Here is a 21,413-nt window from a genome sequence, read left to right on the forward strand (position 1 = left end):
ACCGTAGCGGGCATGACCACGCGCGCCACACGGCATGTTGCGCTACCCGGCCCACGCCAGAAACGGAAGGCGCTGACGGCGGTCAGGACAACGCGGGAAGTATATTGCGGCGTCACCGCCCGCGCCGCTTCATTGCGGCCGGCCGGCGGTACCGCGGCGGCCATGCACCGCACGGGCCGCCGCCGCACCGGAACGGATCGCGCCCTCGATCGTGGCAGGCAGCCCCGTTGCCGTCCAGTCCCCCGCCAGCAGCAGGTTGGCGGCCATGGTACGCGTACCCGGCCGCAGGCGGTCCTGTGCGGGGGTTGCGGCAAAGGTGGCGCGTTTTTCACGCACGATGCGCAAGGGCGGCACGGCCACCGGCAGGGGGGCGGTCGCGGCCGGGTCGATCGCGGCGCGCACCTCGTTCCAGATCAGCGCCGCCAGCCCGTCCAGGTCCCGCGTGGCGTAACGGTTGGCGGCGCTGACCGTGACCGAGAGAATCCGCTCTTTCACGAATACCCATTCACTGATCCCCCCCACCACACCGATGAAGCGGGCCTGCGCCAGCCCGCCGGTCAGCACCGGGGCGTGCGGCAGCAGGAAATGCACGTTCAGGATCGACTCGAACGCGTCCGGCGCGCTGAAACCGGGCAGGTCGGCCGCCAGCAGGCTGGCCGCAACGGGTGGGGGCACCGCCATGATCACGGTATCCTGACCACCAAGGGCGATCCGTTCCTCCCCCAGCCGCAGGGCCGTGACCTGGCCCGCTTCCATGTCCACCGCGCTGACACGGCTGCCGGTGCGCACATCGGCCTTCAGCACCGACAGGTGAGCCAGGGCGGGATCGACAAAACTTTCGGACAGGCCCACGGCGGGGAAGCGCGGCAGGCAGTTGCGCCCCCCCTTCGCAAGGCTTTCCCTTACCACCGCCCCCAGCAGGGCGGCGCTGCCGGTATCGGGCATGGTGTTGAGCACGGATATGGCAAAGGGTTCGAGCAGGCGGCGCGCCAGACTGCCCGGCTGCAGGCAGTCGGAGACCACCATGTCCGGTGTCGCCTCCATCAGGGCCAGCAGGCCACGCAGTTCGGCCAGCCGCATGCCCGGCACCCGCCTGCGCTTCGAGAGCACCCATAGCGGCACCCGCCCGCGCGAGAGGTCAAGCGTCCAGCGCATCCGGTCCGCCAGATCCACGAACGGGAAAACCGGCCGCTTCGGCCCCACCAGCGTATCCTGCGCCCCGATCAGGCCAAGGTAGCGGTACACCGCCGGATTACCCGACAGCAGAAGATGGTTGCCATTATCGATCCGGCAGCCCAGCTGGCGGTCAAGGTAGGAACGGGCGCGGCCACCACAGGCCGGTCCCGCCTCGTACACCGTGACCCGCTCGCTACCACCCGCCAGTTCAACCGCCGCCGACAGGCCCGCCAGCCCGCCGCCTACAATATGGACATGCCCCGTCATGCCGCCTCAGCCCGCCAGCGCGCGCAGCGCGATCAGCAGCTTGCGCGGGCGTGAGAGCGAGACCCGACGCTCCGGCGTGCCCCAGCCCTGGCGTTCCTGCGCCGCGAGGATGGCGGCATAGGTCGCCCCCATCAGGCGCGCGGGCCGCATGGCCGTGTGGTCACACCGGGCCATGGCCGCCGCCGCCGCGCGGAAATGGTCGTGCGCCCGGCCGGCCAGGATGCGCCCCACCTGCCCAAGACGGGGCGCGCGCATCACGGCTTCGGGTTCGGGGGGGATGCCAAAGCGTTCCAGCAGGTCACGCGGCAGGTACAGGCGGCCCAGCCGGGCGTCCTCGGCCACGTCACGCAGGATGTTGGTGATCTGCAGCGCCCGGCCCAGATGATAGGCCACCTGATCGGCGCTGGGCGATGCATCGCCAAACACCCGCACCGACAGCCGCCCCACGGCGGAGGCCACGCGGTCACAATACAGGTCGAACGTTGCCTCATCGGGGGCGACAACGGGACCGCTTGCATCCATTTCCATGCCGTCGATCACATCATTGAAGTCCTGCTGGCGCAGGTCGAAACGGCGGATGGTGGCCATCAGCACGCGGTCGATGCCATCATGGGCCTCGCCCGCGTACAGCCGGGCAATGCGCGCGCGCCACGCTTCCAGCCTGCGGGACCTGTCGGCCGGGTCCCCCAGTTCGTCATCGGCCACGTCATCCACCAGGCGGCAGAAGGCATAGACCGCGTACATGCCATACCGCCGGTCGGGCGGCAGGATACGCATCCCCTTGCCAAAGGACGTACCCGACCGGACCACGATCTGCTCGACCTCGGCCAGATCGGCGGAATCGCAGCCCAGTACCGGGGCCTCATCATGGCGCGCGCGCAAAAAACCCATTCCCGCGTATTCCGTTCACTTCAACAGTTACAGTTCAGCCCGTTTCTTAGCGGCAATCGCACGCCAGGACAAAATCCCGCCCGCTCAGACCAGCGTGCGCATGGCCCCCGCAACCGCCCCCACCACATCCGCGCGGGAAAGCCTGACGCGGCCGGCCACCGGGTCCTCCTCGCGCAGGCGCGCCGCCAGCCGCCTGGAAAGGCCCACGATCACCGCCGCCTCCATGCGCATGCGCCGGTCACGGATCATGCGCGGCAGCAGGGCCGCGTGGCGGTTGAGTTCATCCACCCGGTCCAGCAGGGCCGCGAACACCCGGCGCAGCCCGGGCACGGCATAAAGGCGGCGCAGGTCATCCACGGTAACGCCCTCGCGCTCCAGCCACGGGCGCGGCAGGTAGCAGCGGTCCAGGTTACGCAGGTCATCGGCGCAGTCCTGCAGGTGGTTGAGTACCTGCAGCGCCGTGCACAGCGCGTCCGACGCGCCAAACGTCTTCGGGTCCTCACCATGCAGTTCCAGCAGGAACCGCCCCACGGGGTTGGCGGAATAGCGGCAGTATTCCTCCAGTTCCTCCCATGAATCATAACGGTTCTTCACCGCATCCTGCCGGAAGGCCACGATCAGGTCGGTGGCCGTGCTGACGGGCACACCGGTCCGGGCCAGCATGCGGCCCACGCGCACCGCCGTCTGCGCATCGCGCCGGTCGGGGGCGCCACGCGTGCCCAGCACCACGTCCTCCATGGCATCAAGGCGGGCGATCTTCTGCTGCGCATCCAGCCGGTCGGTATCGACGATATCATCGATCACACGGGCAAAATCATAATAGGCATGGACATAGGGGCGCAGCCTGCGGCTGATCAGCAGGGAGCCTACCGGAAAGTTCTCGTCCCCCGCATCCTTGCCCGACGAGACATCCTCGCTCCCCCACACGGCCTGCTCATCTGTGTTCACCCTACGTCATCTCCCATGGTGCGGTTCATTGCGGTCGCGGTGCCTTCACCACGCATATGTGTCGAGATCGCGCCGTCGGGTTCGGTATAGGCACGGCTTTTCCAGACCACGCCCCGCCCCCGATGGTGGTCCACTGCCGAACCGATCGTGGCCAGCGTATAGAACCCCGCGATGACCGGCAGCAAGAGCGCCCACGCCGATGACTGCCCGAAGCGGCGCAGCGTGGGGGTGTAGGATGCCATGGACAGTACCCACGCCACCGCCCCCAGCACGCAGGGCAGGCCATGGGCCAGCAGGGCAAGCTGCATGGGCACGATCCACACCAGCACCATGCCGATTATGGTGCCCGCCAGCAGCAGGGGGGAATAGCCCAGCTGCACATAGGCCGTGCGCGCGACCATGCGCCAGATATCGGCCGGGTGCGGATAGGGGCGGATGGAACGGGCCAGACAGCTGTGGCCCAGGTAGATGCGGCCCCCGCTGTGCTTGACATGGGCGGCCAGCGTGCAGTCATCGATCAGCGCGCCGCGCAGGCTCTCGATCCCGCCGATGCGCGCCAGGGCGCTCCAGCGCACAAGCACCGTGCCGCCGGCCGCCCCCGCCACCCGGCTGCGCGGGTTGTTCACGCTGGCGAAGGGGTAGAGCAGGGCAAAAAAGAACACGAAGGCCGGGACCAGCATGCGCTCGGCCTGGCTTGCGCAGTTCAGCTCCACCATCTCCGATACCTGGTCAAGATGGTCCGCCTGCGCCTTGGCCACCAGGGTGGAGACATGACGCGGGTCGTGGGTGATATCGGCATCGGTCAGCAGCACGAAACCGCCCGAATCCGGTGCCAGTTCGCGCGCGCGCGCAACGCCCTGGGCCACCGCCCACAGCTTGCCACTCCAGCCCGGGGGCCGTGCCCTGCCGGCCACCACCGTCAGCCGCCCGCGCGGGTCCGGCACCGAGCGGGCCAGCCTGCCGGTGCCATCCGTGCTGTTGTCGTCCACCAGTATGACATGCAGCGCGCCGGGATAGTCCTGTGCCAGCAGGGAGCGGATACACTGCACGACCGAAGCCGCCTCGTCCCGCGCGGGCACCACCACGCACACTTCGGGGCAGTTCCCCGCCGCAAGCCGGCTGCCGCGCACCGGGGCCAGCACCGGCCCGGCCTGCCAGAAACGGCCATGGCAGAAAATCAGTCCAAACCAGACGACACAGACCAGAGCGGAAAGCGCAAGCACGAGCATGACCGAGGCCTCAGTCCAGCATGCCGTGCTGACGGAACCAGTCTATGGCGTCCTTCACCGCTTCCCGCGCGGGGCGGGGAGCGTAACCCAGTTCACGGATGGCCTTGTCTGACGAGAAGAACATCTTCTTGTGCGACATGGCCAGCATCTCCCGCGTGACGCGGGGCGCGATGCCGAACGCGCGCGACAGCCATTCACTGGCCACCGCCACGGGCCAGATCACGGCCTGCGGCAGGCTTATGCGCGGGGGGGCGACACCGGCCAGTTCGGCGGTCATGGCAAACAGGTCGCGCAGCAGGTAGTTCTGGCCGCCCAGGATGTATTTCTCACCAATACGCCCGCGCTCCAGCGCCAGGGCGTGGCCCTCGGCCACGTCATCCACATGCACGATGTTGACACCCGTATCGACGTAAGCGGGCATGCGGCCGGCCGCGCAGTCCAGGATCATCTGCCCTGTGGGGGTGGGCTTGATGTCACGCGGGCCGACGGGGGTGGAGGGATTCACGATCACGGCGGGCAGGGCGCGTTCATGCACCAGGCGCAGCACTTCCTGCTCGGCACGGTACTTGGAGCGCTTGTAGATACCGATCACGCCATGTTCATGCACCGGCGTTTCCTCATCGGAGACCGTGCCGTCACCAATCAGGCCCAGCGCCGCAACGGAGGAACAGTAGACAATCCGCTCCACCCCCGCCTTCTGCGCCGCCAGCATCAGCGCGCGGGTCCCTTCCACATTGGCCACCATCATCGGCACCGGGTCGGGCACCCACAGCCGGTAGTCCGCCGCGACATGGAACACGTAGCGGCAGCCCTTTACCGCCGTATCGAAACTGCCGGGCGTTGACAGGTCCCCCTCCACCAGTTCGGCAGGAAGATCGCGCAGGTTGGTCAGGTCGCTTCCCTTGCGCACCATGAGCCGGAGCGTATGCCCGCGCTCGAGCAGGTTACGGGCAACGGCGGAGCCGACAAAACCGGTCGCACCGGTTACAAGGGTTGGGGCAGTCATGGTCTGAACGATCACTCCGTCAGGGACAGAATTCACGATTGCGATACGGACTCGCAACCGGCGGGCGTTCCATTTATCCCGACACCTCCCGGTGGCGCCAGACCTTCCTGTAGTGTAAGTGAGGCACGACTGGCCACCGTGGCGTGAATTTCACCCGGTGTTCCCCCGCCAACAGACCAAGACGGAATCTTTTTGAGAAAGCTCACCATCCTGCTGGCCATCCTTGGCCTGGCCCTGCTTACCGGCTGCACCGCGTGGTTCGGGGCGGGTTCGGTCATGAAGGCCATCGTCTCCATCGGGTTCGTCGGGTTCATGGCGACTGTCGTGGCGCAGCTTGCAGTCGATGCAATACTGGGTCTTGCGTGGCACGCGGCTTGCCGGGACATTCCGCTGGTGCAGCTGACGGTCTCGCGCATGATCCGCGATGCCGCCGCGTCATGCCTGCCGTTCTCGCAGCTGGGTGGCATGGTGCTGGGCATCCGCGCCACATGCTCGAGCGACCTGTTCGCGGGCAGGAAGGGCCGGCATGTGGACGGAGGCGAGGCCGCCTGCGCCAACCTGGTGGACATCACCACCGAGGTGATGGGCCAGATCCTGTTCATCCTGACCGCCGTGCTGTGCCTGGTCGCCCACCAGCAGTCCAGTCCGTTCGCCCGGCCCGTCATTATCGGTCTGGTACTGCTCAGCCTGGGAATCGGGGGGTTCATCTACACCCAGCGCCATGGCGGTGACCTGCTCAAGCGCGTGGGCCGCAAGCTGGGCCACAACATGGCCACGCAGTGGCAGGATGCCATGCTCAGCAGCGCCGACAGCATACAGGAACGCTTCGACGCCATATGGTCGCATCCCGGCCGCATCATTCAGGGAGCGGTCCTGCATTATGTGGGCTGGCTGGGCAGTGCGGCCACCATCTGGGTGGCCTACTACTTCCTAGGCGCGCATCTGAGCTTCAGCGGTGCCGTTGCGATCGAGGGGGTGGCCTGCGGCATCATGTCCGTCTCCTTCCTGGTACCGGCGGGCCTGGGCGTGCAGGAAGCAGCCTATATCGCCCTTGGCTCGGCCTTCGGCATCGCGCCCTCGGTCTCGCTGGGGCTGTCACTGCTGCGGCGCGGGCGGGAACTGGTCATCGGCATTCCCATGCTGCTGCTGTGGCAGGGGATGGAAATGCGCGCCCTGCGCCGCAAGGAAGGCGTTCCGCCGCCCGCCGGGGGCACGACGGCATCCGCCGCCGCCCCCGTCACGGTGCACGAACCCCACGACCCCACACGCAAGTAATACCCCCACAAACCCCAAAGCCGGACAGACCCCCGCGCCATGACGGACCAGCCCAGCCCCCTGTTTGAAACACTGGCGATTATCGGCCCCGGCCTGATCGGCTCCTCCATCCTGCGGCGCGCAATGGAAGACCGGCGCATCGCGCGCAGGCTGGTGGCATGCGACATCAGTCCCGCAGTGCGCGCCCGCGTGGCCGAACTGTGCATTGCCGATGCCGTCGAGGCCGATCCCGCCACGGCGGCGCGTGGGGCGGACTGCGTGATCATATGCGTGCCGGTGGGGGCCATAGCCATGGTGGCGGCGCAGGTCATGCCCGTCATGAAAAAGGGCGCGATCCTGAGCGAGGTGGGATCGGTCAAGATCACGGTCATGGAGGCCATGCAGCCGCTGCTGGCGCAGTATCCCGATATTGCCTTCGTGCCGGCGCACCCCATGGCGGGCACGGAATTCTCCGGCCCCGATGCCGGTTTCGCCACCCTGTTCGAGGACAGGTGGTGCCTGCTTACCCCCCCCGCCGGCACGCCGGACACCGCGATCGCGCGCATCACCACGCTGTGGGAGATGATGGGGGCCCGCGTGCGTGACATGACCGTGGAACACCACGACCGGGTCTGTGCGATTGTCAGCCACCTGCCGCACCTGCTGGCCTTCACCATATGCGGCACGGCCGATGACCTGGCGGATGAAACCCGGTCGGAAGTGCTGGACTTCGCGGCGTCGGGCTTCCGGGACTTCACGCGCATCGCGGCGTCGGACCCCACCATGTGGCGTGACATCTTCCTCAACAACCGCGCGGCCCTGCTGGACATGCTTGACCGCTTCATTGCAGATGCGCAGGCCATGGGCGATGCCATCCGCACCGGTAATGAAGACGTGATCGTCAGCCGCATCCAGCGCGGCCGCGCCATCCGGCGCAGCCTGATCGAGAACCGTCAGGCATGAAAACAGAAAAGTTTCTGGTAAAGCTTTTTCCCAAAAAGCTTTGAAGAATGCCGCTTTTTTGAAAAAAGGCGGCACCCAGAAACTTTTATTCCTTACTGTCTGATTACTTTAGGTGATGGTTGCAATCCGTAGCGTGTTGGTACTGCCCGCCACCCCAAAGGGCAGGCCCGCCACAATCACCACCGCATCGCCCACACCGCCGTAACCATCCGCCTTGATGATGGACAGCGCCTGATCCACGACACTTTCAATGGTGTGCACCGGCGTTTCCTGCCCCACCGAGACCGCCTGCACCCCCCACGCCACCGCCAGCCTGCGGGCCACGTCATCGCTGGGCGCAAGGCCGATGATGGTGCAGGCCGGCCGCTCACGCGCAATGCGCAGCGCGGTGCGGCCCGACAGCGTAAAGGCGGCGACAGCGGCCACATCCACCGTGGCCACGATCTGGCGCGCGGCGGCGGCAATGGCACCGGCCACGTTGTGGTCCGCCTCGGGGCTGGAGGCATCAAGCTGGCGGCGCCAGACCTCATCTTCCTCCACCCGGCGCACGATGCGGTCCATGATCGCCACCGCCTCACGCGGGTAGGCGCCCACCGCTGTCTCGGCCGAGAGCATGACCGCATCCGCGCCGTCGAACACCGCCGTCGCCACGTCCGATGCCTCGGCACGGGTGGGAGTGGGGGCGTGGACCATGCTTTCCAGCATCTGGGTTGCCACCACCACCGGGCGGCCCAGCCTGCGGGCCACGCGGATGATGCGCTTCTGCGCCAGCGGCACCAGTTCGGGCGGCAGTTCCACGCCCAGGTCGCCACGCGCCACCATGACCGCATCCGACAGGGCGACAATCTCTTCCAGATTGTCCATCGCCTGCGGTTTTTCCAGCTTGGTCATGATCCATGCCCGCCCGTCGGCCAGCCGGCGGGCCTCACGCACGTCCTCGGGGCGCTGGACGAAGGACAGGCCGACATATTCGATGCCCAGGTCCAGCGCGAAGGCCATGTCCGCGCGGTCCTTGTCCGTCAGGGCGGGAATGGGCAGCACCACGTCGGGCACGTTCACGCCCTTGTGGTCCGACAGCACGCCACCCAGCGTCACCTCCGTCAGCAGGAAATCGGGGCCGCGTTCGCACACCTTCAGCGCCAGCCGGCCATCATCCAGCAGCAGGGTGCTGCCTTCCTCCGCTGCCGCAAGGATTTCACGATGCGGCAGGCAGACCCGTGTCTCGTTTCCCGGTGCGGGATCAAGGTCCAGACGGAAACGCGCGCCCGGTGTCAGCTGCACGCGCCCGTTGGCAAACGTGCCCACCCGCAGCTTGGGGCCCTGCACATCGGCCAGAATGCCCAGCGGGCGGCCCAGCTCGGCCTCCACATCGCGGATCACGCCATGACGGGCGGCATGATCCCCATGCGTGCCATGGGAGAAATTGAGCCGGAACACATCCACCCCCGCCACCGCCAGCGCGCGGATGGTCGCATGATCGGACGTGGCCGGGCCAAGCGTCGAGACGATCTTGGTCCGGCGCATGGCACGATAGGGTGTATCCGGCATGTCTTTCTCCCGTCTGTTCCTGTCCTGGTGCCTCAGGAAGGTGCGATCACCTCCTGCGGCAGTAATCCCCACATGGCGCTGCGTTCCAGCCAGCCGCTGTACTGCTTGACCGAAACCTTGCACCATGGCGTACCCGCCGCACACTGGCGGATCGTCCCCACCACGCCCGGCCGCAGCACGGCCACGGGTGCGGATGTGGTGGCGGCATCCGCACGCAGCATGACCGCCCCCTTGACGCCCGCGGCCTCCGCCACATCGGCCACATGCCCGACAATCCGGGTATCGGCCCGGCCGATCACGTCGGTTTCCTTGGCACTTGGCTGGTCGGCCTGCTGGGCGTCACCCTGCGGCGGAAGTCCCGGTATGACAAACGTGCGGGTTCCCACCAGGGTTGCCTGATGGACCCAGCCCTTCTGCCCGTCCGAATCCTCCACCAGCCGCCAGACATCGAATTCACGCTCGATTTTTACCGGCAGGCCACGGCGGTGGTACACCCAGTCAATCGGGTAGCGCTGGCCCGGCCCGGTGCGCAGGTTGACCTCATCGGCGCGGAAGGCGGCAAAACGCGGCAGCGGCAGCCCGGTCACGCTTCCCTTGGTATTATCAACCGGGACGGGCGGCGGGGCCTCCACTGCGGGCGGGCGGGCGGATGCGGGCTGTGTGGCGGCTGTCGCGGTCACGCCCGCACCGGCCGCTACGCCCGCTGCTGCCGCCGCCGCATGGTGGTGATGCGCCGCAGCGGCGGGCTTCGCCTTCTCCTTGCCTGCATGCACATGGGCATGGCCCAGGCTGCTTCTGGCCGTGGTGGCACCATGCGTGGCCTTGTCGTGCTCAGCCGCATGGCGGGCGTGATGATGCGTCGCCGGCGACGCCGCATGGGCCATGCCGCCGCCCGCCAGCAGTGCCATCGCACCGGCAGCCAGAAACAACGACCCGCGCCGGGCGGGAATGCGGGACGGCACACCGGCCGGTCGCGCAAGGGGTTCATGCCGCATGCACTGCGCCATCGTGTTCTTCAATCCTTACAGGGTTATGATCTGCCGCCCCCGGGCAGCTTCGAGAAAGGTGGGAATGCCCGCCACCCGCACGCCATCCAGCAGCAGGTCGGGCGCAAGGTCGCACAGCCGGAGGGCCGCATCACAGACCATGAGGGTCGCGTCCAGTTCCATGACCGCCCCGCGCAGCGTATCCATGCCCGCGACACCGCGCGCGCGCACCAGTGCATCATCGCCCGCATCATGCAGCCCGCTCCAGTCACGCGCCAGCGCATGCACGCCCCGCCCGGCGGCAAACACGATGACCGGCCGCCCGATGGCCAGGGCCCCCGCCGCCACGACAAAGGCGTAATGCGCCCGCGCATAGGCCCCGTCATACAGCAGGATGGCCAGCGCGCCATCGGCAGGGTCCGTGGTCATGACGCGACCCCCGCGGGCAGCCTGCAGCCGGCCTGTGCCGGTGCCTGATGGGCTGACAGGTCGTGGATGGCGGGATGCGCGCCACACAGCGCGCAGTCGGGATCGGATGGCAGGGCAATGGTGTGAAAGCGCATGGCCAGCGCGTCCCATACCAGCAGGCGGCCCGCAAGGCTTTCGCCAATGCCCAGGATTTCCTTCAGCGCCTCGGTCGCCTGCAGGGTGCCCATCACGCCGGTCACCGCACCGAATACCCCGGCTTCGGCGCAGGATGGCACGGTGCCCGCGGGCGGGGCCTCGGGATACAGGCAGCGATAGCACGGGCCGCCGGGACGGAAGGTGGAAAGCTGCCCCTCGAAGCGCAGCACGGCGGCGGAGACAAGGGTGCGCCGTTCCAGCGCGCAGGCATCGGCCACAAGATAGCGGGTGGCGAAATTGTCGGAGCCATCGCACACCAGGTCGTATCCGCGTACCAGCGCGCGGACGTTTTCCGCCCCAAGCCGGGTGTTATGACAATCAACCCGCGTACCGGGGTTGAGCGCGCGCAGGGCGGTGGCCGCCGACTCGACCTTGGGCTGGCCGATCCGGTCGGTTGCATGCGCGATCTGGCGCTGCAGGTTGGACAGGTCCACCACGTCGTCATCCACCAGCCCGATCCGGCCCACCCCCGCCGCAGCCAGGTAAAGGGCGACGGGCGAGCCAAGCCCCCCCGCGCCAACAACAAGGATACTGGCGTCTTTCAGGGCCTGCTGCCCCGTGCCGCCCACTTCGGGCAGCAGGATGTGGCGCGCGTAGCGCTGGATCTCTTCTTCGGAAAAATTCACCCTGTCCTCCTGCCCGGACCCGGTTGCCCATACGGGGCGGATACACTGTGCCACCGCGGGGGTGCAGCGGGAAGCAACAGGCCCGTTATCACGATTACGTGATAATTTCCCACCTCAATCATGAAACCAATGCATGCCGGATATGTTTCCAGTATAGTCTGTCACAAGCATGAAGCCTGTTGGGGGGAGTATAAATCAATGTCTTATCTTTCCCGCATGGAAATTCCCGCCGGCCTTTCGGCACTGCGCCGCCAGCAGGCGCGCTGGGTCTGCGCGGGCACGCTGGCCGCCGCCAGCACGCTTTACGTGGCCTCCCCCTTCTTCACGCTCTGGTCCATCACCTCCGCCATCCGCAGCCATGACATGGGCAGCCTGAACACCTGCCTGAAATGGGAATCGGTACGCAGCGGACTGAAGAACCAGGTGGTGGACAGCCTGATCGGGCCGCCCCACGCCGATGACGAACTGCCGGAATTCGGCGCGTCCTTTGCGTCATCCGCCGTCTCCAACGCCATTGATGAGGAAGTGCGCCCCGATCGGCTTGGCGTACTGGTGGACCACCTGATGCCACCCGCCGCACAGAGCGGCACGCATCAGGGCCTGTATGGCATGCTGCGCGGCGTGCACATGCACTTCACCCATCCGGGTGTGTTCGAGGCGAGCATGCTCGTGCCCGGGCATGAAAATGAAACCCCGCTGCGGCTGCAGATGCGTATCCACGCCTTCCAGTGGAAAATCCATCATATCGACCTGCCCGCACCCCGCCCCCATCCCCTGATCGAGGCATCGGCCGGTCCCCTGCCGCAGCCGGTCACCCAGCCCTAGGGGCCGGGAAGGGCGGGCCTACCCGCCCCCCGCGACTGCGCGGCCGGTCATTTCGGGGCAGGCAGGTCTTCTTCAAGAACGGTCATGTGGACGGCGTAGGACACTTCGCCCTCATCCTCGTCACGATGGATGGTACCCACCACCTCACCATTGACGGCCAGCTCGACAGACAGCCCGGCCCGCGGGGGCGCATTGACCGTAAGCCCCGGCGAACCCAGCAGGCGACGCAGGCAGATCTGAAGGCGCGAAATTTCGGAAGAGGACATGGCACTCATGAAACGTCTGTTCTCCACAATGGCAGGACCCGCCAGAAATATGATCAGGGCCGGATATGGCCCCCTGGTCAACGCGCGTGGCCGGTCCGGTCAGGATCGCGCGGCTGCCCCGTCCGTTACCGGGCATCGCCGCAGGCTATAGGGACATGTCGGCACACCTGCAACCGCGTGCCCATCATTTTCCCCACCCGCGCCGTGGCAATGCCACGATTCCCCCCTCTGGTTGATCATACCGCAACACCAGCACGAAAGGAGAATTAAAGACCATGCGCCTCCAATCCTTTCCCCGGCTGATGCTGCTTGTCGCCCTGCTTGCACCCCCCGTCGGGCTGACAGCACTTGCAGCCAGCCTGCCCCCCGCCGGCGCCCCCACCGAAGCCAGCCTGGGGCTGAGCGCGCGCAACCTTGCCCGCCAGATCCATGAAGATGGCGCCGAGGCCACGGCCCGCGCGCTGGATGCCCACAGGTCCTGGCCCCAGCTGCGCCGGGCGGTGGCGGCGGGGTGGGACGGGTGGATCGCACTGGTGCCCGACCTGATCACCCATGTGGATGACCCGACCGCCAGCCGCCTGCGCACGGCCCTGCGTCAGGCCCTGCCACGCAACCCGCATGCCGTGCTGTCGGTCATTGATCCCGGTAACGGGCCGCTGCTGGGCGCGGGTGCCCTGTGCACGCCCCATGGCATGTCCGCGCGCTGGCGCACGGACAGCATCCGCGCCATCAGCGCGGTGCACGACATCCATCTGGCCCACCAGTCGGCCGACTGCCTGGCCGCCCTTGCCCCCGCCAGCGGAACTACTGGAAAGGCAGATAGCGGAACGTGACGTAAATGGTGTTGCCGCCCGTGGTGGGGGTTGCGCCATCGCCGCCCTTATAGGCGAATTTGCGCAGGTATGTGTACTGCACGCCGGTCATGACCGCGCCATATCCGCCCTGCAGCACATGCCACCAGCCACCCACGGTCAGGTCGGCTACGGTATGGGTCTGGGCATCGCAGCTGCCACCACTGATCTGTTCCACATCACAGCTGCTTAATGCCAGGTCGTTCACTCCGTAGCCGTATTCATAGCCATCCGTGCCGGTATAGGTCCGCCGCCCGGCACTTTCCACGCCCCCGTACAGATAGACCAGCAGGTTGGATGTGGGATGGCCGATCAGGCCCATGCTGCCAATGATCTCGGGAATGGGCGCGGGCGTGCCATTGGCCTTGAACGTGGCATCGGGCAACATCGCGGGCCCATAACGGCCGATACCCTGCCCCGCCAGCACATTGCCGGTAAACTGCAGGTAGCGTGGGATGACATGCACCGTCACGTCCCCCCCCACGCCGCCGGCAAAGGACACGCGCTCACGGATGGGGCTGCCTGCCGCGGATGCCTGCGACATGGCCTTGAACCAGCGCGCAAGGCCATAGATCTCGTAATGGGCGGGCCGGGTATCCAGCGCGCCCTTGAGCACGATGTCGGGCGCGACATCCATGCTGTATTTGGCATTGGGATTGAGCATGCCGGACCCTGCATTGTTGTAAAGCAGGGTCGTGCCGGACGAGGCCAGGGTGTCATCATCCGTACCGGTCAGCATGGCGTGGTCGCCCGCGCTGCCCGATGCGGCATAGGCCACCTGCGGTGCCTCCAGCGACAGGCCCAGCCACCACTTGCGCCCGAAATCCTTGATGAAGCGGATCTGCGGCACGCGGGTGAACACGATGCCGGGGATCTGGTTGTTATCGACCACCGGCGGCAGCTGTTCATGACGTGACAGCAGGCCCTGCGTATAGCCCGTCGTCAGGCTCCAGGCCTGCCCCGCGAGGATATGGAAGCCCCACTTGGTGTTGCTGTAGGTCATGTACGCCTGCCGGATGCGGGGCGTGTAGCTGTTGGTCTGGTAGCTGTTGGCGGTACCGGCGGCGCCGCCGAAATCGGTCTCGATATAACCCGACAGGGTCTCGTCCTTGGTGGGCGAGCCCTGCAGCAGCACGCTCAGGCGTGTCAGCTGCGCCGAGGGCCGGTACTCCCCGGTATGGGCATTGGGGCTGTTGGCATAGGGAAAGCTGCCCCAGCTGGTGGCGGGGCCGCTGGTCAGGTTCTTGCTGCGGTAGATGTTGGAAAAATCGATGAATCCCCCCAGCCTGACCGACACGCCGCCAATGCGGAATACGGGCGGCAGGCTGTCCACCCCGGTCTGGGTGATGGCCAGCGGGCTGGAGGAATCAAGGTCGAGCTTGGCCTGCGCCGGGATGATTGCCTCGGTCATGGTGTTCTCGGCCGCGGCGGCGGCCTGCGCATCATCCGACAGGGCCGGGCCGCCGATGGTCAGCCGTGAGAGATCGGGCATGACGCTGAGCTGGCCCGACGGGTTGCTGGCCGATGCACTGCCCCCCGTCCGCCCGCCCGAGCGCAGGGTGCGGCCCGCCACCACGTTCTGGCTGCCGCGCGCCATGCCGTGATGGGCTTCCAGCTGTTCGACCTTGGCTTCCAGCCGCCGCATTTCGGCATGGATGGCCCGGATTTCGGCCATGTCGTCCGCCCGGGCGGGCGATGCCGCCACCAGGCCACCCAGCATGGCCACCATCCCGCCCAGCATCATGCCTGCCCGGCCCGCCCTGTCCAGGCAGGTACCGGCATGGTGGCCGGGATGGCCCTTTTTCCAACAGCAATCCATCAGTCTGGCGTGTCCGCCCCTGCACATCCGGTTAACAAACAAGAATCCGTCCCGGCCTGCCGCCCGCATGCAACGCCAACCGGCGTGGACAGGACCGATTGCGCCTTGCGTGTATATGGCGGCCAGAACATAGGAACAGATTCCGGACCGATATAGAAAAAACGTTCAACTGCTATGCATTAGTCAGTCTCATGCACGGCATATATTCGCATGATTCCGTTTATTGCACACCATTTCTTCCTTTAACTCAAGGCCTCTACATGCGCCAGCAAGGGAGAGCACGCCATGACCGCAACCCGGCCACCGGGGGGATCAGCCATCACGGACCGGCCCCTTGCGGGTGCCCCCCATCCCGACCATCCACTACACTGGAAACTGTATGGCTGCGAGATGGTGGCCACCATGGTGCTCATGCTGTGCGGTATCGTGTCGGTCACGCTGCTGACCACGCCCCAGACCCCCGTCGGGCGCATGCTGGCCCCCCATCCCGTAATCCAGACCATGCTGTGCGGGCTGTTTTTCGGGCTGGCGGGGACGGTTGCGGCCTATACGCCGTTCGGGCGCGTCAGCGGGGCGCATGTCAGTCCCTCCGTCTCGCTGGCATTCAGCCTGGCCCGGCGGCTGGGATGGGTGGACCTGTGCGGATATGTGGCCGCCCAGATGCTGGGGGCCTGTCTTGCCGCCGTGCTGCTGGCGGGTGTGGGGCATGTGCTGCCGGTATGGGGAAAGATGGCGCAGGACGCGACCTTTGCCGCCACGGTGCCCTTTTCCGGTGTTGCGGTCGTCTGGCCGCTGGTGACGGAAATGGTGCTGACCTGCCTGCTGGTGATCATGCTGTGCGCGCTGGCCGCCCATCCGGTGCTGAAATGGTTCACGCCATGGGCGGGCGGCGTATTCTTCTGCCTGTGCAACCCGGTCTCGGCGTGGCTGTCGGGCAACAGTTCCAATCTGGCCCGCAGTTTTGGCCCCGCCGTCGTGACGGGGCAGTGGGACTCCTTCTGGATCTATGCGCTGGGACCGTTCACGGGGGCGGCGATGGCCATCTGGCTGCTGCGTTCGCGCCTGCTGGGCCGGATCGAGGTGGAGGAAGCGCGGCTGGTCAATTTCGGCCACCATGGCCGCATTCCCTCCCTTCTCCATCCCGGTCGCCGCATGGAAGGCGGGCCTGCGAAGTACGATTGAAGACTGTGGTTCAAAATACCCTACTTGCAATCGATGAAAATTATTCCCAATATCGCCTTACTGAAAGGCAGATCGGGTTCATGCCCGGTTTGCAGGCGTTCTCGGGGCGGGGTGCAATTCCCCACCGGCGGTATCTGCTTCCTGTAACGGGGGGCACAAGTCCGCGAGCGCCCGGCCACTTCTATGCTGGTCGGGGTCAAGCAGATCCGGTGTGATTCCGGAACCGACGGTTACAGTCCGGATGAGAGAGAACGGAAACTATGGCCAGCCTTCCCCATGGGGAGGCGGGAAGATGGTTTTACGCGCCCTGAGTCCGTCCAGATGGATGGAGAAGTGTGTTTTGGACGCGTTGCCGCAGGCCTGCAATGCCATAACTGGCCCCGACCTCCCCCCCGCCATCGCGCACGGGTTCCGCGCGGCGGTTGATGAGGCCGCCCGCCATGTGGGCGCCACCGCCCCCAATCCCCCCGTGGGCTGCGCCCTGCTGGATCGGGATGGTACCATCCTTGCCGTGGGTGGCCACCATCGCGCGGGCACGCCCCATGCCGAGATCCAGGCCATAAACCAGTGCCGCGCGCGCGGCCTGCTGGATCGTGCCCATACCGCCGTCGTAACGCTGGAGCCGTGCAACCATACCGGCCGCACCGGCCCGTGCTCGCACGCGCTGGCAGCCACCCCTGTGCGGGATGTGTGGATCGGGCTGCGTGACCCCAACCCCCATGTTGCAGGCGGCGGGGCGGATTACCTGCGCAGCCAGGGCCGGAGCGTGCATGTGCTCCAGCCCACCGGCCCGCAGGCCGCCCTGCGCGCCCTGTGCCGCAGCCTGCTGGCCCCCTTTGCCCATTTTGCCCGGACCGGCCAGCCATGGATCACGGTCAAACAGGCGGTGGATGCCACAGGCTCCATGCTGCCGCCGCCGGGACGCACCACATTTACCGCCGCCACCTCGCTTGACCTGGCGCACCGCCTGCGCCGCGCAACCGATGCGGTGATTACCACCGGCCGCACCATACGCGCGGACCGGCCGGGGCTGGACGTGCGCCGCGTGCCCGACCATGCCGGCCGCGCGCCGCGCGTACTCGCCATCTGCACCCGCACGGGGGAAGTGGATGACGCCTACCTGACGGCTGCGCGCAACCGGGGCTTTGACGTCCGCCTGTGCACCGACATCGCGGCCCTGCCGGACCTGCTGGGCCGGGCGGGCGTGACCTGGGCCATGGTGGAAGCCGGCCCAGCCCTGCTGGCCGAACTGCGCGCACATGGCCTGTGGCACGACTGGCTGACCATTACCGCGGGCGCGGACGGCACGGACCACTACGGCATCCGCGTGCGCGAGGGGGATGTGACACCGCTCCACCTGCTGCCCGAACTTTCCGCCGTGAAGGAGTAAGCATGTTTTCCGGCATCATCGAACACCAGGGACACGTCAGCGCCGCGCGGCGGCTTGACCGTGACCTGGACATCACCGTGGCCACCGGCATACCCGACCTGAGCCTGGGCGAGAGCATTGCCGTCAATGGCGTATGCCTGACGGTCACGTCGTTTGACGCGGCGGGCACCGCCACGTTCTTCATCAGTTCGGAAACGCTGGACCGCACGGCGCTGGGCCGGATCGAGGCCGGGCACCGGGTAAACCTTGAACGCGCGGTCACGCCCGCCACCCGCCTGTCAGGCCATATCGTGCAGGGGCATGTCGATGGCACCGGCCGGCTGCTGGCGGTGGAACAGGTGGGCGAGGCCCGTCACATCACCTTCAGCATTCCCGCCCGCCTGCGCCGCTACCTGGTGGAAAAGGGATCGATCACGATCGATGGCATCAGCCTGACGCTGAACGCGGTGGGGGAGCCGGGTGCCGACGGGTGTCCACCCGATGCGTTCCGCATCGCCCTCATGATCATTCCCCATACATGGGAACACACAACACTTGGCACCCTGAAGGCAGGGGATGCGGTGAACATCGAAGTCGATGTCATCGCCAAATATGTGGAGAGCGTATGTCAGTATCGTTGATGCCCCCGGCACTGGCGCAGGCCATAGAAACCATCCGCCGGGGCGGGATGATCATCCTTGTGGATGACGAGGACCGCGAGAACGAGGGTGACCTGGTCATGGCCGCCGAACTCATGACGCCGGACGCCATGAACTTCATGGTCACCCATGCCCGTGGGCTGGTGTGCATGCCCATGTCGCCCGGGCGGATCACGCAACTCAACCTGCCCATGATGACACAGGTGAACACCTGCCCGCGCGGCACGGCGTTTACCGTCTCCATCGAGGCGCGTGAGGGGGTGACCACCGGCATCTCGGCCGCCGACCGCGCCAGGACCGTGCTGGCGGCCGCCGCCCCCGATGCGGGGCCAGAAGACCTGGTCTCCCCCGGCCATATCTTCCCGCTGCGCGCGGTGCCGGGTGGCACGGTGGCACGCCCCGGCCACACCGAAGCCTCGGTCGACCTGGCCCGCATGGCGGGGCTGATCCCGGCCGCCGTGATCTGCGAGATCATGAACGCGGACGGCACCATGGCGCGCATGGACGACCTGCGCCCCTATGCCAGGCGCCACGGGCTTCAGATCCTTTCCATCGCCGAACTGGCGCGCTGGCTGAAGGACAACCCGATCACGGACGGCACGGATGCCCCGCCGGCGGTGGAGATGGTCGCGCGCACCCGCCTGCCCAGCCGCTTTGGCGGCACGGACATGATGATCCACGCCTTCCGCGCCCCGGACGGGACGGAACATGTGGCCATGGTCAAGGGCCAGCCGGGCACCCCCGGCACCGTACCGCTGGTGCGCCTGCATTCCGAATGCGTGACGGGCGATGCGCTGGGTTCGCTGCGCTGCGACTGCGGCGCGCAGCTGCAGGGCGCGCTGGAGCAGATCGGCCGGGCCAAGGCGGGCGTGCTGGTGTATGTGCGCGGGCATGAGGGGCGCGGCATCGGGCTGGCCAACAAGATCCGCGCCTATGCGCTGCAGGATGAAGGGCTGGATACGGTGGACGCCAACCACCGGCTGGGCTTCGAGACCGATGCACGTGACTGGCAGGCGGCCGCCGCCATCCTGCGCGCGCTGGGGGTGAACCGGCTCGACCTGCTGACCAACAACCCCGACAAGGTGCGCGCCCTGCACGAGCACGGCTTTGACGTGCGCGAGCGCATTGCGCTTGCGGTGGCACCCAACCCCTTCAACCGGGCCTATCTCGAAGCCAAGCGCACCCGGATGGGCCATGCCCTGTGCCAGCCGGAAACGGCGGATACGCACTGACTTCACACGGAACAATCACGACAATCACGGAAAATACGCCAGACATGAGCACCAACATCCCCTCTACCCCCGCCCGGCTTGACTTCGCCCACCCACCGCGCATCGCGATCGTGGTCAGCCGTTTCAACGAGAACGTGACCCACGGCCTGCGCGATGGCGCGGTGGCCTGGCTGGGCGAGCACGACATCGCCCTGCGCGCCGAAGACATCCTGTACGCCCCCGGCGCGTATGAACTGCCCCTGCTGGCCCAGACCCTGGCCCGCACCGGGCGGTATGATGGCGTGGTCTGCCTTGGCTGCGTGATCAAGGGCGATACCGCGCATTTCGAGTTCATCAGCCTGGGCGCCACGATCGGGCTGCAGCAGGCGGCCCTCAGTACCGAAGTGCCGATCGCCTTTGGCGTGCTGACCACCTATACCGATGAACAGGCGGTGGTCCGCTCGCGTGATGACGTGCACAACAAGGGCCGCGAAGCCGTTGCCGCCTGTGTTGAAAGTATCGCATTGCTTCATAAAATCAGAGGCTGTTAAGATACCGCAGGCCCATGCGAAACGGCTGAAAACAGTCCTCTCATGGTCCTGTAGGGACAAAAGCGGGGATGGCGAATGCGGCAGCTCACCTTCATCGCCGGGGCATTCGGTATCGGCCTTGCGATCTGGATGCTGGCGCGTTTCGGCCTGCATGACATCCTGGGCCTGGTGGCCGCGGGCGGGTGGAGCATCCCGGCCATCATCGCATTCCATGCGACACAGGTCTGTGCCTCCGCCCAGGCCTGGCGGCTTCTGGCACAGACCGGACGTGCCCCCCTGCCCTTTGCCGATTTTGTCGCCCTGCGCTGCGCGCGCGAAGGGATCAACAACCTGCTGCCCGTAGCCCAGGTGGGGGGGGAGGTGATCACCACCCGCCTGCTGGCCCGCCGCGAAGGGCTGGGCATAAGGCGGGCCGCCGCCTCCACCATCTGTGACCTGACCATTGAACTGCTCAGCCAGGTCACGTTCACGCTGCTGGGGCTGGGGCTGCTGTTCTGTCTGGTCAACCGTTCCCCCGTTACCGACGGACTTATGGAAAGCGCGGGTGCGGCGCTGCTGCTGGGGGCGGTGTTTTTTGGCAGCCAGTACCTGGGCGCGGTCTCGGTGGTGGAAAGGCTGCTGGTGCGCATCGCCGCGCATCTGGGATGGGACGGGGTGGATGACATCCGTGGGCTGCATGACGAGATCCTGGGCCTGTACCGCACGCGCGAGAATTCACTGCGCGCGGGGAGCATGCAGCTGCTGGGCTGGTCGCTGGGCACGATCGAGGTGTTCCTTGTCCTGCGCGCCATGGGGCACCCGCTTTCCCTTGCTGACAGCTTTGTGATCGAAAGCGTGGGGCAGGCCGCCAAATCGGCGGGGTTTGCCGTGCCCGGCGCGCTTGGCGTGTCGGAAGGGGGCTATATCATCATCGGCGGCCTGTTCGGCCTGTCGCCGCAGGCTGGCATCGCGCTCTCGCTGATCAAGCGCCTGCGCGAGATTGCATGGGGCCTGCCCTCGCTGGTGGCATGGCAGGTGATGGAAATGCGCTGGGTACGCCCGAACCCCGCCGCCACCAAGGAAATACACATGACCGGCCAGCCGTGACGTGATTACGCAGGGCCTGTTACGGCACGCAATAAAGAACCACCTTGCATCGGGACCACATCATGGGCCAAACCGG

General features: G+C 66.8%; 21 protein-coding genes and 1 riboswitch. Of the genes, 10 read left to right on the plus strand and 11 right to left on the minus strand.

The genetic code is table 11. The features are described 5' to 3' along the window. Positions 1-129: 129 nt before the first annotated feature. From hpnE to hpnA, 5 genes are all read right to left on the minus strand, one after another. Positions 130-1,443, minus strand: a complete 1,314-nt coding sequence (gene hpnE, locus GWK63_RS14320; protein ID WP_039998553.1) for a hydroxysqualene dehydroxylase HpnE — start codon at positions 1,441-1,443, stop codon at positions 130-132. 6 nt (positions 1,444-1,449) lie between these two features. Then, entirely contained in the window at positions 1,450-2,334 is an 885-nt protein-coding gene (hpnD, locus tag GWK63_RS14325; protein WP_034930348.1) for a presqualene diphosphate synthase HpnD, read from the minus strand. Positions 2,335-2,418: 84 nt separating this feature from the next. Beyond that, complete coding sequence (gene hpnC / locus GWK63_RS14330; RefSeq protein WP_007397318.1) at positions 2,419-3,282, minus strand: squalene synthase HpnC; 864 nt, start codon at positions 3,280-3,282, stop codon at positions 2,419-2,421. After that, on the minus strand, positions 3,279-4,511 hold the full coding sequence (locus GWK63_RS14335) for a glycosyltransferase (RefSeq protein ID WP_039998552.1): 1,233 nt from the start codon (positions 4,509-4,511) through the stop codon (positions 3,279-3,281). The genes hpnC and GWK63_RS14335 overlap by 4 nt, the downstream gene beginning before the upstream one ends. 10 nt (positions 4,512-4,521) lie before the next feature. Then, positions 4,522-5,517 carry a hopanoid-associated sugar epimerase gene (gene hpnA, locus GWK63_RS14340; protein WP_034930343.1) on the minus strand — a complete coding sequence of 332 codons (996 nt, stop codon included), beginning with the start codon at positions 5,515-5,517 and terminating at the stop codon, positions 4,522-4,524. A 192-nt stretch (positions 5,518-5,709) separates the two neighbouring features. Between hpnA and GWK63_RS14345 the strand changes: the two genes are divergently transcribed. Further along, the gene (locus GWK63_RS14345; RefSeq protein WP_007397315.1) at positions 5,710-6,792 is read left to right on the plus strand and encodes a lysylphosphatidylglycerol synthase domain-containing protein; all 1,083 of its coding nucleotides are present in this window, start codon (positions 5,710-5,712) and stop codon (positions 6,790-6,792) included. A gap of 39 nt (positions 6,793-6,831) precedes the next feature. Then, a complete protein-coding gene (locus GWK63_RS14350; protein WP_007397314.1) occupies positions 6,832-7,734 on the plus strand; it encodes a prephenate dehydrogenase/arogenate dehydrogenase family protein in 903 nt (300 codons plus the stop codon). A gap of 108 nt (positions 7,735-7,842) precedes the next feature. Here the strand turns inward: GWK63_RS14350 and pyk are convergent, their stop codons facing one another. The 4 genes from pyk to GWK63_RS14370 are packed head-to-tail and all read right to left on the minus strand — an operon-like array spanning position 7,843 to position 11,518. Then, complete coding sequence (gene pyk / locus GWK63_RS14355; protein ID WP_039998551.1) at positions 7,843-9,282, minus strand: pyruvate kinase; 1,440 nt, start codon at positions 9,280-9,282, stop codon at positions 7,843-7,845. Positions 9,283-9,314: 32 nt separating this feature from the next. Further along, entirely contained in the window at positions 9,315-10,289 is a 975-nt protein-coding gene (locus GWK63_RS14360; protein WP_039998550.1) for an SH3 domain-containing protein, read from the minus strand. Between the two features lie 15 nt (positions 10,290-10,304). Further along, on the minus strand, positions 10,305-10,697 hold the full coding sequence (locus GWK63_RS14365; RefSeq protein ID WP_007397311.1) for a DsrE family protein: 393 nt from the start codon (positions 10,695-10,697) through the stop codon (positions 10,305-10,307). Beyond that, positions 10,694-11,518: a HesA/MoeB/ThiF family protein gene (locus GWK63_RS14370; RefSeq protein WP_007397310.1), complete on the minus strand. Its 825-nt coding sequence runs from the start codon at positions 11,516-11,518 to the stop codon at positions 10,694-10,696. The genes GWK63_RS14365 and GWK63_RS14370 overlap by 4 nt, the downstream gene beginning before the upstream one ends. A gap of 198 nt (positions 11,519-11,716) precedes the next feature. Here GWK63_RS14370 and GWK63_RS14375 point away from each other — a divergent pair, with 198 nt between their 5' ends. After that, positions 11,717-12,343, plus strand: coding sequence for a DUF2939 domain-containing protein (locus GWK63_RS14375; RefSeq protein WP_039998549.1), 627 nt, complete (start codon positions 11,717-11,719; stop codon positions 12,341-12,343). Between the two features lie 47 nt (positions 12,344-12,390). Here GWK63_RS14375 and GWK63_RS14380 read toward each other — a convergent pair whose 3' ends face one another. Beyond that, positions 12,391-12,618, minus strand: a complete 228-nt coding sequence (locus GWK63_RS14380) for a DUF3126 family protein (RefSeq protein ID WP_034930412.1) — start codon at positions 12,616-12,618, stop codon at positions 12,391-12,393. Positions 12,619-12,884: 266 nt separating this feature from the next. On the opposite strand from GWK63_RS14380, the gene GWK63_RS14385 reads away from it, so the two are divergent. Next, positions 12,885-13,442, plus strand: coding sequence for a hypothetical protein (locus GWK63_RS14385; protein WP_007397306.1), 558 nt, complete (start codon positions 12,885-12,887; stop codon positions 13,440-13,442). Here the strand turns inward: GWK63_RS14385 and GWK63_RS14390 are convergent. Then, entirely contained in the window at positions 13,414-15,204 is a 1,791-nt protein-coding gene (locus GWK63_RS14390; RefSeq protein WP_007397305.1) for a hypothetical protein, read from the minus strand. The two genes, GWK63_RS14385 and GWK63_RS14390, sit on opposite strands and share 29 nt — an antisense overlap. Before the next feature lie 360 nt (positions 15,205-15,564). Here GWK63_RS14390 and GWK63_RS14395 point away from each other — a divergent pair, with 360 nt between their 5' ends. From GWK63_RS14395 to GWK63_RS14420, 6 genes are all read left to right on the plus strand, one after another. Beyond that, complete coding sequence (locus GWK63_RS14395; protein ID WP_034930323.1) at positions 15,565-16,461, plus strand: MIP/aquaporin family protein; 897 nt, start codon at positions 15,565-15,567, stop codon at positions 16,459-16,461. 93 nt (positions 16,462-16,554) lie between these two features. Then, positions 16,555-16,718: riboswitch (FMN riboswitch) on the plus strand. Positions 16,719-16,810: 92 nt separating this feature from the next. After that, positions 16,811-17,851, plus strand: a complete 1,041-nt coding sequence (gene ribD, locus GWK63_RS14400; protein ID WP_371440433.1) for a bifunctional diaminohydroxyphosphoribosylaminopyrimidine deaminase/5-amino-6-(5-phosphoribosylamino)uracil reductase RibD — start codon at positions 16,811-16,813, stop codon at positions 17,849-17,851. Between the two features lie 2 nt (positions 17,852-17,853). Then, positions 17,854-18,471, plus strand: coding sequence for a riboflavin synthase (locus GWK63_RS14405; protein ID WP_034930320.1), 618 nt, complete (start codon positions 17,854-17,856; stop codon positions 18,469-18,471). Continuing rightward, entirely contained in the window at positions 18,471-19,721 is a 1,251-nt protein-coding gene (locus GWK63_RS14410; protein ID WP_034930318.1) for a bifunctional 3,4-dihydroxy-2-butanone-4-phosphate synthase/GTP cyclohydrolase II, read from the plus strand. Before GWK63_RS14405 ends, GWK63_RS14410 begins: the two co-directional genes overlap by 1 nt. 44 nt (positions 19,722-19,765) lie before the next feature. Then, entirely contained in the window at positions 19,766-20,251 is a 486-nt protein-coding gene (ribH, locus tag GWK63_RS14415; RefSeq protein WP_034930315.1) for a 6,7-dimethyl-8-ribityllumazine synthase, read from the plus strand. A 75-nt stretch (positions 20,252-20,326) separates the two neighbouring features. Then, the gene (locus GWK63_RS14420; protein WP_034930313.1) at positions 20,327-21,337 is read left to right on the plus strand and encodes a lysylphosphatidylglycerol synthase domain-containing protein; all 1,011 of its coding nucleotides are present in this window, start codon (positions 20,327-20,329) and stop codon (positions 21,335-21,337) included. The last annotated feature ends 76 nt before the right edge of the window (positions 21,338-21,413 follow it).

Origin of the sequence: Komagataeibacter rhaeticus (assembly GCF_011611525.1) — a bacterium.
Taxonomy (GTDB): domain Bacteria; phylum Pseudomonadota; class Alphaproteobacteria; order Acetobacterales; family Acetobacteraceae; genus Komagataeibacter; species Komagataeibacter rhaeticus.